Genomic DNA, 14,129 nt, shown 5'->3' with positions numbered 1-14,129 from the left:
TTTTGAGGTGATCGGGCAGTAGTAAAACTACACAAAAATGGCTCGTGGCCGCTGTTCGGGTTGTGGGAAAAATCGATACCGGTGGTTAAAAACAAGTTAAGAAAAGGTTTGCTGCGATGGTTTCTGCCAGAAAATCAGTTTTTACAGCTATTTCTAACTTTTGTACGACAGTCCAGCAGTGGTCGGTAGGAGCGGGCTTGCCCCGCGAAGCGATTTTCCTGAAAAAGCCCAATCGCGGGGCAAGCCCGCTCCCACTCGCCAATCTTTTCTCGCCGATCAAGGATAGACCATGAGCCTGCCTTTGCTGGCCGAACTGCCGGCCACCCTCACTGCCTTGGTCAGCCGTAACGAGCAATCGTTTCGTGCGGCTGTCGCCCAGCTCCCCGAATTGTCTGTTGAAGGCTGGAACGCCGAGCGCTGGGCGCAGTTCGCCCGGGTGACTGCGGCCAGTGATTTCGTCCTTGAACAGGTGCTGCGCGACCCGGTGATGCTGGTCGATCTGGCCGCCAGTGGCGAGCTCGACCGGGCATTTGCCCCGGGTGCGCTGTGCGCGCAGATCGCTGCCGCCACCCAGGCTGCCGAGAGCGAAGACGAACTGGCGCGCAACCTGCGCCGCCAGCGCAGCCGCCAGCAGGTGCGGATCATCTGGCGCGACCTGACCCGCCAGGCCGACCTGGTGCAGACCTGCCGCGACCTGTCCGACCTTGCCGACGCTTCTATCGACCAGGCCTACAACTGGCTGTACCCGCGCCATTGCCAGCAGTTCGGCACGCCGATCGGCCACCGCAGCGGCCAGCCGCAGCACATGGTGGTGCTGGGCATGGGCAAGCTCGGCGCGGTGGAACTGAACCTGTCGTCGGACATCGACCTGATCTTCGCCTTCCCTGAAGGCGGCGAGACTGAAGGGGTCAAGCGCTCGCTGGATAACCAGGAGTTCTTCACCCGCCTGGGCCAGCGCTTGATCAAGGCCCTGGACCCGATCACCGTCGACGGTTTTGTGTTCCGTGTCGACATGCGCCTGCGCCCTTACGGTTCGGCCGGCGCCCTGGTGCTCAGCTTCAATGCCCTGGAGCAGTATTACCAGGACCAGGGCCGCGATTGGGAACGCTACGCGATGATCAAGGCGCGGGTGGTGGCTGGCGACCAGGTCGCCGGTGCGCAACTGCTGGATATGCTGCGGCCCTTCGTCTACCGGCGGTACCTGGACTTCTCGGCGATCGAAGCGCTGCGCACCATGAAGCAACTGATCCAGCAGGAAGTGCGGCGCAAGGGCATGGCCGAGAACATCAAGCTGGGTGCCGGCGGCATCCGCGAAGTCGAGTTTATCGCCCAGGCCTTCCAGCTGATTCACGGCGGGCGCGACCTGAGCCTGCAACAACGGCCGTTGCTCAAGGTGCTGTCGACCCTCGAAGGGCAGGGCTACCTGCCAGCGGCGGTGATTGCCGAGCTGCGTGAAGGCTATGAGTTCCTGCGTTACACCGAACACGCGATCCAGGCGATTGCCGACCGCCAGACCCAGATGCTCCCGGACGACGAACTGGACCGCGCGCGCATCGCCTTCATGCTCGGCTTTGCCGACTGGCCGAGCTTCCATGCCCAGCTGATGCACTGGCGTGGGCGGATCGACTGGCACTTCCGTCAGGTGATTGCCGACCCGGACGAAGACGAGAATGAAGAAGGTGAAGTGATCGTCGGCGGCGAATGGCTGCCGCTGTGGGAAGAAGCCCAGAATGAAGAGGCCGCCTGCCGTCAGTTGCAGGACGCCGGTTTCGCCGACCCGGAAAAAGCCCTCAAGCAGCTTGCCGGCCTGCGCGTCAGCCCGCAGTTGCGGGCCATGCAGCGCCTGGGGCGTGAGCGTCTGGATGCCTTTATCCCACGTTTGCTGGCCCAGGCGGTGGAGCACGCCGACCCGGACCTGGTGCTGGAGCGGGTGTTGCCGCTGGTCGAAGCCGTAGCCCGGCGTTCGGCCTACCTGGTGCTGCTCACCGAAAACCCCGGGGCGCTGCGCCGCCTGCTGACCCTGTGCGCCGCCAGCCCGTGGATCGCCGAACAGATCACCCGTTTCCCGCTGCTGCTCGACGAGCTGCTCAACGAAGGCCGCCTGTTCAGCCCGCCGCAGGCCCCGGAACTGGCCGCCGAGTTGCGCGAGCGGCTGACACGCATCCCCGAAGACGACCTTGAACAGCAAATGGAAGCCCTGCGCCACTTCAAGCTGGCCCACAGCCTGCGCGTGGCCGCTTCGGAAATCGCCGGCAACCTGCCGTTGATGAAAGTCAGCGACTACCTGACCTGGCTGGCCGAAGCCATCCTCAACCAGGTGCTGGCCCTGGCCTGGCGCCAGACCGTGAGCCGTCACGGCCAGCCCAAGCGCAGCGACGGCAGCCTGTGCGACCCGGGCTTCATTATTGTTGGCTACGGCAAGGTGGGTGGCATCGAGCTGGGCCACGGCTCGGACCTGGACCTGGTATTCATCCACGACGGTGACCCGCAGGCCGAAACCGACGGTGCCAAGCCGATCGACAGCGCGCAGTTCTTCACCCGCCTGGGCCAGCGCATTATTCACCTGCTGACCACCCAGACCAACTCCGGCCAGCTCTACGACGTTGATATGCGCCTGCGCCCCTCGGGTGCCTCAGGTTTGTTGGTCAGCTCGCTGGGCGCCTTTGAGCGTTACCAGCAAAACGAAGCCTGGACCTGGGAGCATCAGGCCCTGGTTCGCGCCCGGGTGCTGGTCGGTTGCCCGCAGGTGGGTTCGGCGTTCGAGACCGTGCGTGCACGCATTCTCGGCCAGGCGCGCGACCTGCCCAAGCTGCAGGCCGAGGTCAGCGAGATGCGCGCCAAGATGCGCGACAACCTCGGCACCAAGCTCAGCGCCGCCGGGACGGCGGCCAACGCCTTCGATGCCGGTGTGCCCTTCGATATCAAGCAGGATGCCGGTGGTATCGTCGATATCGAATTTATGGTGCAATACGCCGCTTTGGCCTGGTCTCACGACCATCCGGCGCTGCTGCGCTGGACCGACAATATCCGCATCCTCGAAGAGCTCGAGCAGGCCGGGCTGATGCCCGCCAGCGATGCCGTGCTGCTGCGCGAGGTGTACAAGGCGTTCCGTTCCGCCGCGCACCGCCAGGCCCTGCAGAAGCAGGCCGGGGTGATCGATGCCGGACAGTTCGTTCAGGAGCGCCAGGAGGTGCGGCGGATCTGGTCGGAGCTGGGCTTGAGTTGATACATCGGCCAGGCGGTTCAGGCATCAGGACGCCTGCCACGACCACAGTACAGCCCGAGTGGCGTACACTGGTCGACATATAGCCTGAATATAAAGAGGGGAGGCCAGGCTGTTTGCGGACAGTTTGCAGCCTCCCTGATCGTTTCTGGATAAAGCATGAGAATTTTGATCATTGGCCCCAGCTGGGTGGGCGACATGGTAATGGCGCAGACTTTGTTCCAGTGCCTGAAGCAGCGTCACCCGGAATGTGTGATCGATGTGCTGGCACCCGAGTGGAGCCGGCCGATCCTCGAGCGCATGCCCGAAGTGCGTCAGGCCTTGAGCTTCCCGCTCGGCCACGGCGCGCTCGAACTGGCTACGCGTCGGCGTATCGGCAAATCCCTGGCCGGCCAGTACGACCAGGCGATCCTGCTGCCCAACTCGCTGAAATCGGCGCTGGTGCCGTTCTTTGCCGGCATCCCCAAGCGCACCGGCTGGCGCGGCGAGCTGCGTTTCGGCCTGCTCAACGACGTGCGCAAGCTCGACAAGGCCAAGTACCCGCTGATGATCGAGCGCTTCATGGCCCTGGCCTACCCGGCTGGTGCCGAGCTGCCGAAGCCGTACCCGCGCCCGAGCCTGCAGATTCAAGCGCAGAGCCGCGACGCCGCCCTGGCCAAGTTCGGCCTGAGCCTGGACCGCCCGGTATTGGCGCTGTGCCCCGGTGCCGAGTTCGGTGAAGCCAAACGCTGGCCGTCGGAGCATTACGCCAAGGTTGCCGAGACCAAGATCCGCGAAGGCTGGCAAGTCTGGCTGTTCGGCTCGAAGAACGACCACGCCGTCGGCGAGGCCATTCGTGCCCGCTTGATTCCGGGGCTGCGCGAAGAAGCCAGCAACCTCAGCGGCGAGACCTCGCTGGCCGAAGCCATCGACCTGCTGTCGTGCAGCAATGCGGTGGTGTCCAACGACTCCGGGCTGATGCATGTGGCCGCCGCGCTGAACCGTCCACTGGTGGCGGTCTACGGCTCGACCTCGCCGGGCTTCACTCCGCCCCTGGCCGATCAGGTCGAGGTGGTGCGCCTGGGCCTGGACTGCAGCCCCTGTTTCGACCGTACCTGCCGATTCGGCCATTACAACTGCTTGCGTCAACTGGAGCCGGAAGCCGTGGAGGCTGCGCTGCAGCGCCTGAACGGCCCGAACCTGATCGACGTCATGGCCGAGGTCGACTAAGTGCGGGTACTGCTGATCAAGACCTCGTCCCTGGGCGATGTGATCCACGCGCTGCCGGCGCTGACCGACGCCGCCCGGGCAATCCCCGGCATCCGCTTCGACTGGGTGGTCGAAGAAGGCTTTGCCGAGATCCCCAGCTGGCATCCAGCGGTGGACAAGATCATCCCGGTGGCCATTCGTCGCTGGCGCAAGAACCTCTGGCAGACCTTCAAGAGCGGCGAATGGCGCCAGTTCAAGCAGCGTCTGCGCGAGAGCAAGTACGACCTGGTGATCGACGCCCAGGGCCTGGTCAAATCCGCCTGGCTGACCCGTTACGTCAAGGCGCCGGTGGCCGGCATGGACCGTTACTCGGCCCGTGAAGGGCTGGCGAGCCGCTTCTACGACCGGCGTTTGTCGGTGGAGCGCGGCCAGCATGCGGTGGAGCGGGTGCGCCAGCTGTTCGCCCTCGCTCTGGGCTACAACCTGCCGGCTGGTCTGGGCGATTACGGCCTGGACCTCAACCGCCTGCAGTTGCCGCCGGCGGCGCCGTTCGTGGTGTTCCTGCACGGCACCACCTGGGCGACCAAGCACTGGCCGGAAGCCTACTGGCGTCAGTTGGCCGAACGCCTCGGCCAGCAAGGCCTGCAGGTACGCCTGCCGTGGGGCAACCCGGCCGAGCAGGCGCGAGCCGAGCGCATTGCCAAGGGCCTGAGCAACTGCCAGGTGTTGCCCAAGTTGAACCTGGTCGGAGTCGCCCGCGTACTGGCCGCAGCCAAGGCCTGCATTGCCGTGGATACCGGCCTCGGTCACCTGGCGGCAGCACTGGATGTACCGACCCTGTCACTGTTCGGCCCGACCAACCCGGGCCTCACCGGTGCCTATGGCAAGTCCCAGGTGCATATCGCCAGCGATTTTGCCTGCGCGCCGTGCCTGCAAAAAAAATGTACCTACAAGCCGAGCGCTGATGACCAGCGCCGGTTCGATCTCAAACGCGAGTGGCCACTGTGCTTCACTCGCCTGAATCCCGAGCGTGTGGCGAGCCAATTGCGCGCGTTGCTGCTGGCTGAGGATGTTCGTTGATGCAACTGGCTTTTGTTCTATACAAGTATTTTCCCTTCGGCGGCCTGCAGCGTGACTTCATGCGCATTGCCCTGGAGTGTCAGCGTCGCGGTCACCAGATCCGCGTCTACACGCTGATCTGGGAAGGCGATGTGCCCGAGGGCTTCGAAGTGCTGGTGGCACCGGTCAAGGCGCTGTTCAACCATCGGCGCAACGAGAAACTCAGTGCCTGGATGGAAGCGGACCTGGCCAAGCGCCCGGTTGACCGCCTGATCGGCTTCAACAAGATGCCCGGGCTGGACGTTTACTACGCCGCCGACGGCTGCTTCGAAGACAAGGCGCAGAACCTGCGCAACTCGCTGTACCGGCGCTGGGGCCGCTACCGGCACTTTGCCGAGTACGAGCGGGCGGTGTTCGCCAAGGATGCCAAGACCGAGATCCTGATGATCTCCGAAGTCCAGCAGCCGCTGTTCATCAAGCATTACCAGACACCGATCGAGCGCTTCCATTTGCTGCCACCTGGCATCAGCCAGGACCGCCGCGCGCCGGCCAATGCCGCCGAGATCCGCGCCGAATTCCGTCGTGAGTTCGGCCTTGAGGATGATCAACTGCTGATGGTGCAGATTGGCTCCGGCTTCAAGACCAAGGGTGTCGACCGCAGCCTCAAGGCCCTGGCCGCCTTGCCGTCGTCCTTGCGCAAGCGCACGCGCTTGATGGTCATCGGCCAGGACGACCCCAAGGTGTTCCAGCTGCAAAGCGCAACCCTCGGGCTGAGCGACCAGGTGCAGTTCCTCAAGGGCCGCAGCGATATCCCGCGCTTTCTGCTCGGCGCCGACCTGCTGATCCACCCGGCCTACAACGAAAACACTGGCACCGTGCTGCTCGAAGCGCTGGTCGCCGGGCTGCCGGTACTGGTTTCGGCCGTGTGCGGCTATGCCCATTACATCGCCGAAGCCGACAGCGGCCTGGTGCTCGATGAGCCGTTCGAACAGGAGCAGCTCAACCGCTACCTGCAGCGCATGCTCGAAGACGGCCAGGCACGCGCCGAGTGGGCGCGCAATGGCCTGGCGTTTGCCGACAGCGCCGACCTCTACAGCATGCCCGAGCATGCCGCCGACGTGATCCTGGCGCAGGAGCGCGCATGAAACTGATACTGGCTGAGCCGTTCAAGCGCCTGTGGGCCGGGCGCGATGCCTTCGAGGCCGTCGAGGCCCTGCAAGGCGAGGTGTACCGCGAGCTGGAAGGCCGCCGTACCCTGCGCACCGAAGTCGAAGGCCGTGGCTATTTCGTCAAGATCCACCGTGGCATCGGCTGGGGCGAGATCTTCAAGAACCTGTTCACCGCCAAGCTGCCGGTGCTCGGCGCCGGCCAGGAATGGCAGGCCATCCAGCGCCTGCACGAAGTGGGCGTGCCGACCATGACTGCGGTGGCCTATGGTGAGCGCGGTGATAATCCGGCTGCCCAGCATTCGTTCATCGTCACTGAAGAACTGGCACCGACCGTCAGCCTCGAAGACTTCAGCATCGACTGGGTCAAGCAGCCACCCGCGCCGCGCCTCAAGCGTGCGCTGATCGCCGAAGTAGCGCGCATGACCGGCATGATGCACCGCGCCGGGGTCAACCACCGCGACTGCTACATCTGCCATTTCTTGCTGCACACCGACCGGGCGGTGACCGCCGATGACTTCAAGTTGTCGGTTATCGACCTGCACCGCGCCCAGACCCGGGCGAAAATCTCCCGCCGCTGGCGTGACAAGGACCTGGCCGCGCTGTACTTCTCGGCACTGGACATCGGCCTGACCCGGCGCGACAAGTTACGCTTCTTGCGTGGCTACTTCCAGCAGCCGCTACGGCAGATCCTCGCCGAGGAAGCCGGGCTGCTGGCCTGGCTGGAAGGCAAGGCGCAGAAGCTCTACGAGCGTAAACAACGGTACGGAGACGCGCTCTGATGGCGGGTTGGAAACTGGAGCCTGCCTACCAGGCCCTGGCGACGGATTTTGGCAGCATCGACGCGGTGTTCGCCCTCAAGGGCGAGCGCCTGACCCACGACCCGCTGAGCGAAGTGATCCGTGTCGAGCGCGACGGGGTCAACTATTACGTCAAACGCTATACCGGCGCAGGCAAAGGCCTGCGCCGGTATTTGGGGCGCCCGCGGATCAAGGCCGAATGGCAGAACCTCAAGCAGTTCGCCAAGTGGGACATCCCCACCGCCGAAGTGGTCGCCTTTGGCCTTGAGCGTAATGGCCTGGCCTTTGGTCGCGGGGCGATGATCACCCGCGAGCTGCCGCGCACCGAAGATCTGTCGGCCCTGGCCGAGCGCAACGATGCGCGCCTGGCCGATCGCGGCTGGGTTGACCACATCAGCCGTCAGCTGGCCCGGCATACGCGAATCATGCATGACCACCACTTCACCCATAACGATCTGAAGTGGCGCAACCTGCTGGTGGATGACCAGGCCACGCTATTCTTCATCGACTGCCCGACCGGCGATTTCTGGTGGGGCTTCATGCTGCGTTACCGCATCACCAAAGACCTGGCGTGCCTGGACAAAGTGGCCAAGTATCACTTGTCGAACACCCAGCGTCTGCGCTTCTACCTGCAGTACCGCGGGCGCGAGCGTCTGAATGAATCGGACAAACGCCGCATTCGCCATGTGGTGACGTTTTTCGAGGGACGCGAATGACTGACTTTCTTGCCAGTGCCGATGTGGCACTGCTTGAGCGCCATGGCCTCAACGGTTTCGACCAGCTCTGGGCCCTGCAGCTCGATGCGGTGGATGAGCCCAATACCGGTCGTGGCGGCTGGAGCAGCGTCTATCGCCTGGAGCTTGAAGGCAAAGGCTACTACCTCAAGCGCCAGAGCGATTACCTGACCCGCACCCTGCACCGGCCGTTCGGCGAGCCGACCTTCGCTCGCGAATTTCGCAATATCAGCCGCTACCAGAAGCTCGGGATTCCCGCTTTGCAGGCGGTGTATTACGGCGAGCGAAAGGTCGAAGGCGAGCGTCGGGCGATCCTCATGACCCGTGCCCTGGATGACTGGAGCGACCTCGACAGCCTGCTGGCGCAGTGGCCGCAGCTGGACATTGGCCAGCGCCAGGGCATCCTGCGCGCCTGCGGGCAGCTTGCGCGTACCCTGCACGCTGCCAATCAGGTGCATGGCTGCTTTTACCCCAAGCATATCTTCCTGCGTACCCGTAGCGATGGCTGGCTGGCGCAACTGATCGACCTGGAGAAAACCCGGCCGCTGCTGCTGGGCATGCGTGACCGGCTCAAGGACCTTGAGCCGCTGTTGCGCCGGGCACCGATCTGGAGCGAAGCTGAAGTGCGGGTGATGCTCTCGTCCTACCTGGACCAGCCCACCGACAGCCCGCTGGTGGATACCTGGCTGCAGCGCCTGACGCGCCGCCGCCGTGAGAAAGAGGCTCGCTGATGCGTTTGTCTGAACTCAAGGATGCCGGGCGCAGCCCGGATCTGCCCCTGAACATCAGCCTGGCCGACGCCGCCGGCAGTGCCGAGCTGCAGTTGCTCAGCCTGCTGCGGGTGCTGCCGGGCCAGCGTTATGTTGGCGCCGGGATCTGGCGCGGCAAGCCGGTGCTGGCCAAATTGCTGGTCGGCAGCAGTGCTGCCCGGCATTTTCAGCGTGAGCTGGAGGGTGCGCGGCTGCTGGCCGCCCAGGGCCTGACCACGCCGTTGCTGCTGGCCGATGGTTTGCGCGAAGGCGAGGGCGGTTGGCTGCTGTTCGAGTTTCTCGAAAACGCCGTGAGCCTGGCCGATGCCTGGGCTGAAGTCGAAGCCCTGCCGCCGCTGGCCGATGAACAGCACCTGGTGCTCGGCGAAGCCCTGACGGCGGTGGCGCAGATGCACGCCAAGGGCCTGTGGCAGGACGACCTGCACCTGGACAACCTGCTGCGCCATAACGGCCAGCTGTATTTGATCGATGGCGCCGGGATCAAGGCCGAAACCCTTGGCCAGCCGCTGTCGCGCCAACAGGTGTTGCAGAACCTCGGGGTACTGTTCGCCCAGTTGCCCAAGCGTCTGGAGCCCTTTATCGAAGAGCTGCTGGTGCATTACCTGCTGGCCAACGCCGAGCACGCGCTGCCGCTGGAAGCCCTGCAGAAGCAGATCGACAAGGTGCGCAGCTGGCGCCTGAAGGACTACCTCGACAAGGCCGGGCGCGAGTGCACGCTGTTCAGCGTCGAGCGCGGCGCGTCGGGCCTGCGTTCCATTCGTCGCAACGAAGTGGTCGCCATGCTGCCGGTGCTGGAGCAGGCCGATACCCTGATCGACCAGGGCCACCTGTACAAGACCGGCGGCGCCGCCAGCGTGGCCAAGGTCGAGGTCAATGGCCGACCACTGGTGCTCAAGCGCTACAACATCAAGAACACCGCCCATTGGTTCAAGCGCTTCTGGCGCCCGAGCCGGGCCTGGCATTCGTGGATCGAAGGGCATCGCCTGGAGTTTCTCGGCATTGCCACGCCCAAGCCGCTGGCGGTGCAGGAGCTGCGCTTCATGGGCTTGCGCAGCCGCGCCTATCTGGTCACCGAGTACGCTGATGGCCCGGATCTGTTGGCTTGTTTCGCGCCGTATGTCGAATCCGGCGAGGTGCCCGAGGAGCAACTGCAGGCCTTGCAGCACCTGCTCGCTCAGTTGATCCACGAGCGCATCAGCCACGGCGACATGAAGGGCCACAACCTGTTCTGGCAGGACGGCCAATGGTCGCTGATCGATCTGGATGCCATGTGTCATCACGCTACCCAGATGAGCTTTGCCCAGGCCTTTGCCCGTGACCGGGCGCGGTTGTTGCGCAACTGGCCCGCTGGCAGTGCGCTGTACAAGCGCCTGGATGAGTGCCTGCCGAAGCTGGCGGACTGATAGAGCCGCATCGCGGGGCTTGCCCCGCGATTGCTATCGAGCCAAGCCGCGCAAGCTGTACAGCGCTGGCAAGCCCAACCCCGCCCAGGCCAGCGCATCCCACCAGCCATCGCCAAGCAAGGCGGCAAACAGCCCCAGCGTGCCCACCAGTGCTATCGCCACTGGCATGCCGAACACGCTCCAGAAACCTGACGACTTGCGCTTCATTGCACCGTCTCCGCTTGTGCCACCGCCACCGGCTTGCTGGCCCGCCGGCGCACTAGCCACAGGTACACCCCGCTACCCAGCACGATGATGGTCAGCACATCCAGCACTGCCCAGAGAACTTGCATCGGCCGGCCGCCGTAGTCACCGAAGTGCAGTGGCTGCGACAGGCCCATGGCGTCCATGTACCAGGGCCGGTCACCGATGGCGGTGACTTCAAGGTTACTGGCGTCGATCAGCACCGGGGTCAGCAGGTGTGCGGTCAGGTGTGTGCTGCCCTTCATGAACACCGCATAGTGATGCTCGCTGGAGAAACGCGTGCCGGGGAAAGCGATGAAGTCCGGCTGCATGCCCGGTGCGGCGTCGGCGGCGATATCCAGCACGCGGCTGACCGGCGCAAGCTCCGTTAGCGGCGGTGCATCGCGGTAGGGCGCGACCATCGCCGTCAGGCTTTCGTTGCGCCACGCCGCGATGACCAGATCCGACAGGGCGCTGATGACCCCGGTAACCCCAACCACCAGCGCCCAGGTCAGGGTGACGATGCCGATCAGGTTGTGCAGGTCGAGCCAGCGCAGGCGCGTGGACTTGTCGTTGCGCACGGTAGCGAACTTCAGCCGGCGTATGAACGGCGCATAGAGCACCACGCCGGAGATGATCGCCACCACGAACAACAGCCCCATGAACGCCAGCAGCAGCTTGCCGGGCAGCCCGGCGAACATGTCCACATGCAGGCGCAGCATGGTCATCATGAAGCCGCCGTTGGCCGAAGGCATTTCCACCGCTTCGCCGCTGCGTGCATCGAGCATGAACGTGTGCGACGAATTCGGTTCGGTGCCTGCGGTGGCGGCCATGATTGCGATCACGCCGTTGCTGTCGTCCTCATCCCAGCCGAAGTACTGCATCACCTCGCCAGGGCGATGGGCCTGGGCCTTGAGCACCAGTTCCTGCAAATCGAGCTTGGGTGTGTCGGCCGGCATCTGCTTGAGCTCGGGGGCATCGCCCAGCAGGTGGTCGATCTCGTGATGAAAGATCAACGGCAAGCCGGTGACTGCCAGCATCAGCAGGAACAGGGTGCAGATCAGGCTGGTCCAGGTGTGAACGAAGGACCAGCGACGGATGGTTCGGCTTTTCATCCGCGGCCTTAGAACTTGTAATTGACGCTGGCGACCACATTGCGCTCGTCACCGTAGTAGCACCAGTAACCGTCGCAGTTGGCCAGGTAGTCCTTGTTGAACAGGTTCTTGGCTTCGACGGCGACGGTCATGCCCTTGAGCGTGCTGACCTTGCGGCCCAGATCGTAATGCACCGACGCGTCGTAGACGGTGTAGGAGCCGACATAACCGAGATCGGTGTTGGTGGTGTTGCCGTAGTTGTCACCGACATAACGCACGCCACCGCCGACGCCGAAGCCGTCGAGCAGGCCGCTGTGCCAGGTGTAGTCGGCCCACAGGGTCGCCTGGTTGCGCGGGATCAGCGCCATGCGGTTACCTTGCTCGTTGGCCGCACCCTTGAGGATCTCGGTATCGGTGTAGCTGTAGGAACCGATCAGCTTGAGGTTTTCGGTCACCTGTGTGGTGGCCTCCAGCTCAAGGCCGCGAACCTGCAACTGGCCAACCTGCTGGGTGATGTTGCCTTCGGTGACTTTCACGTTGTCCTGGCGCAGGTCATACACGGCTGCGGTGTAGAGGTTCTTGCTGCCAACCGGCTGGTACTTGATGCCGACTTCGTATTGGCGGCCTTCGGTCGGTTTGAACGAATCGGTGGAGGCGACGGCGGCGCCGGTAGTCGGCTGGAACGACTCGGTGTAGGAGATGTACGGGGTCACGCCGTTGTCGAACACGTAGCTCAGGCCGACGTTGCCGGTGAAGGCCTTGTCGCGCTCGGTGCTGGTCGCATCGTTCTGGTTGTGGAAGGTGGTGCCGGTGTGCACCCAGTCTTCACGCCCGCCCAGGGTCAGGCGCCAGTTGTCGAGGGCGATCTGGTCTTGCACGTAGAAGCCGGTCTGACGGATTTTCTGGCCGTAGTCGTACATGGTGAAGTAATCCACCTTGGAAAAGTCCTGGCCGTACGGCGGGTTGATCACGTTGCCTGGCGGCACGCTCGGGCTCAGGCCGTAGTCCCAGCGGTAGTTGGTGTTCGAGCGCTGGTGGTCGAGGCCGATCAGCAGGGTATGGCTCAGGGCGCCGGTCTGGAAGTCGGCCTGGAAGTTGTTGTCGACGGCGAACTGGCTGATGTCTTCGTTGACGATGCCGGTCTCGCGAGGAACGGTGCCGTCAGGCTGGATCGTGTCGTTGTTCATGGTCGCGACGTTGATACCCTGGAACGACAGGTCGCTCTTGGTGTAGCGCAGGTTCTGGCGGAACTGCCAGACATCGTTCAGACGGTGTTCGAAGGCATAGCCCAGGGCGTAATAGGTGCGGTCGTAGAATTCCCAGTCCGGGTCGCCGAGGTTCTTGTGGTGGGAGATATCACCGGCCGGCGAGCCCAGCTTGGTGCCCTGCAGCGGCAGGAACTGGCCGCTGATCCCGGTATCGTCACGGGTGAACTGGGTGATGAAGGTCAGGCTGGTGTCTTCATCCATGTTCCAGGTCAGGCTTGGCGCGAGGTTGTAGCGCTTGTCCGGAACATGATCGGTCGGCGCGCCACTGTCGCGTACGACACCGCTGACACGGTACAGGAACTGGCCTTGGTCATCGATCTTGCCGGTGCTGTCGAAGTTGATCTGGCGGTGGTTGTTGCTGCCGACCTGAGCTTCGATCTGGTGGGCGCTTTCAGCCTGGGGGCGACGGCTGACCATGTCGAGCATGCCGCCGGGTGGGGTCTGGCCATAAACCGACGATGCCGGGCCACGCAGCACGGCGATGCGCTCCAGGTTCCACGGCTCGACTTTCGGGTTGGCGAACGAGCCCTTCGGCAGCGGCAGGCCGTCGAGGAACTGGGTCGGGTCGAAACCCCGCACGCGCAGCCAGTCGGCGCGGGTGTCGGAGCCGTAACCGCTGCTTTGTACGCCGGCGGTGTAGCGCAGGGCGTCGTTGAGGTTGAGGACCTGGCGGTCGTCCAGCTGCTCACGGGTGATCACGCTCATCGAGCGCGGCACTTCAACGATCGGAGTGTCGGTTTTGGTCCCGGCTGCGGTGCGGGTGGCGGTGAAGCCGGTGGCCGGGCCCCAGGCGCTTTCATAGTCGCTGCGTGCATTGACGCTGGTTTCCGGCAGGGCCAGGGTGCCTTCGGGTGCCGCAACCAGGCTATAGGTGCCGGCGCTGCTCTGTTGCAGTTGCAGGCCGGTGCCGCGCAGGGCCGCCTGCAGGGCGCCGACGCCGTCGTACTGGCCGCTGACCGGCGCCGAGGTGCGGCCGCTGGCCAGGCTTGGGTCCAGGGCCAGGGCGATGCCGGCCTGGCTGGCGATCTGGTTGAGCGTGGTGGACAGCGGGGCTGCGGGCAGGTTGTAGCTGCGCAGGTTGCCCGATTGCTCGGCGGCGATCAGCGGGCTACTCGCCAGAGGCGCTGTCAGGGCAATGGCCACGGCCAGCAGGCTGGGACGCAGGAAGTTCTCAAAAGCGCGGGACATACAGCGGCTCCTCG

General features: G+C 64.3%; 11 protein-coding genes. 8 read left to right on the top strand and 3 right to left on the bottom strand.

Translation table 11 applies throughout. From position 1 onward, the window contains the following. Nucleotides 1–289: 289 nt before the first annotated feature. From glnE to LOY45_RS24615, 8 genes are all read left to right on the top strand, one after another. Nucleotides 290–3,226 carry a bifunctional [glutamate--ammonia ligase]-adenylyl-L-tyrosine phosphorylase/[glutamate--ammonia-ligase] adenylyltransferase gene (gene glnE / locus LOY45_RS24650; RefSeq protein ID WP_258578502.1) on the top strand — a complete coding sequence of 979 codons (2,937 nt, stop codon included), beginning with the start codon at nucleotides 290–292 and terminating at the stop codon, nucleotides 3,224–3,226. Between the two features lie 156 nt (nucleotides 3,227–3,382). Beyond that, complete coding sequence (waaF, locus tag LOY45_RS24645; RefSeq protein ID WP_134061244.1) at nucleotides 3,383–4,432, top strand: lipopolysaccharide heptosyltransferase II; 1,050 nt, start codon at nucleotides 3,383–3,385, stop codon at nucleotides 4,430–4,432. Then, nucleotides 4,433–5,491, top strand: a complete 1,059-nt coding sequence (gene waaC / locus LOY45_RS24640; protein WP_115084961.1) for a lipopolysaccharide heptosyltransferase I — start codon at nucleotides 4,433–4,435, stop codon at nucleotides 5,489–5,491. Beyond that, a complete protein-coding gene (locus tag LOY45_RS24635) occupies nucleotides 5,491–6,615 on the top strand; it encodes a glycosyltransferase family 4 protein (protein WP_258578501.1) in 1,125 nt (374 codons plus the stop codon). Before waaC ends, LOY45_RS24635 begins: the two co-directional genes overlap by 1 nt. After that, on the top strand, nucleotides 6,612–7,418 hold the full coding sequence (gene rfaP / locus LOY45_RS24630; RefSeq protein WP_115084963.1) for a lipopolysaccharide core heptose(I) kinase RfaP: 807 nt from the start codon (nucleotides 6,612–6,614) through the stop codon (nucleotides 7,416–7,418). Before LOY45_RS24635 ends, rfaP begins: the two co-directional genes overlap by 4 nt. Next, on the top strand, nucleotides 7,418–8,152 hold the full coding sequence (locus LOY45_RS24625) for a lipopolysaccharide kinase InaA family protein (protein ID WP_115084964.1): 735 nt from the start codon (nucleotides 7,418–7,420) through the stop codon (nucleotides 8,150–8,152). The genes rfaP and LOY45_RS24625 overlap by 1 nt, the downstream gene beginning before the upstream one ends. Continuing rightward, on the top strand, nucleotides 8,149–8,901 hold the full coding sequence (locus tag LOY45_RS24620; RefSeq protein WP_115084965.1) for a lipopolysaccharide kinase InaA family protein: 753 nt from the start codon (nucleotides 8,149–8,151) through the stop codon (nucleotides 8,899–8,901). Before LOY45_RS24625 ends, LOY45_RS24620 begins: the two co-directional genes overlap by 4 nt. Further along, nucleotides 8,901–10,343, top strand: a complete 1,443-nt coding sequence (locus LOY45_RS24615; RefSeq protein ID WP_010221388.1) for a lipopolysaccharide kinase InaA family protein — start codon at nucleotides 8,901–8,903, stop codon at nucleotides 10,341–10,343. Before LOY45_RS24620 ends, LOY45_RS24615 begins: the two co-directional genes overlap by 1 nt. 33 nt (nucleotides 10,344–10,376) lie before the next feature. Here LOY45_RS24615 and LOY45_RS24610 read toward each other — a convergent pair whose 3' ends face one another. The 3 genes from LOY45_RS24610 to LOY45_RS24600 are packed head-to-tail and all read right to left on the bottom strand — an operon-like array spanning nucleotide 10,377 to nucleotide 14,115. Continuing rightward, nucleotides 10,377–10,550 carry a hypothetical protein gene (locus LOY45_RS24610; RefSeq protein WP_166675629.1) on the bottom strand — a complete coding sequence of 58 codons (174 nt, stop codon included), beginning with the start codon at nucleotides 10,548–10,550 and terminating at the stop codon, nucleotides 10,377–10,379. Next, nucleotides 10,547–11,680 carry a PepSY-associated TM helix domain-containing protein gene (locus LOY45_RS24605; protein ID WP_258578500.1) on the bottom strand — a complete coding sequence of 378 codons (1,134 nt, stop codon included), beginning with the start codon at nucleotides 11,678–11,680 and terminating at the stop codon, nucleotides 10,547–10,549. Before LOY45_RS24605 ends, LOY45_RS24610 begins: the two co-directional genes overlap by 4 nt. Nucleotides 11,681–11,688: 8 nt before the next feature. Next, nucleotides 11,689–14,115: a TonB-dependent siderophore receptor gene (locus LOY45_RS24600; protein WP_258578499.1), complete on the bottom strand. Its 2,427-nt coding sequence runs from the start codon at nucleotides 14,113–14,115 to the stop codon at nucleotides 11,689–11,691. Between the last annotated feature and the right edge of the window lie 14 nt (nucleotides 14,116–14,129).

The organism is Pseudomonas wadenswilerensis, from assembly GCF_024749185.1.
GTDB classification, from domain to species: domain Bacteria; phylum Pseudomonadota; class Gammaproteobacteria; order Pseudomonadales; family Pseudomonadaceae; genus Aquipseudomonas; species Aquipseudomonas wadenswilerensis.
This window is presented reverse-complemented; position numbering and strand designations above follow the sequence as displayed.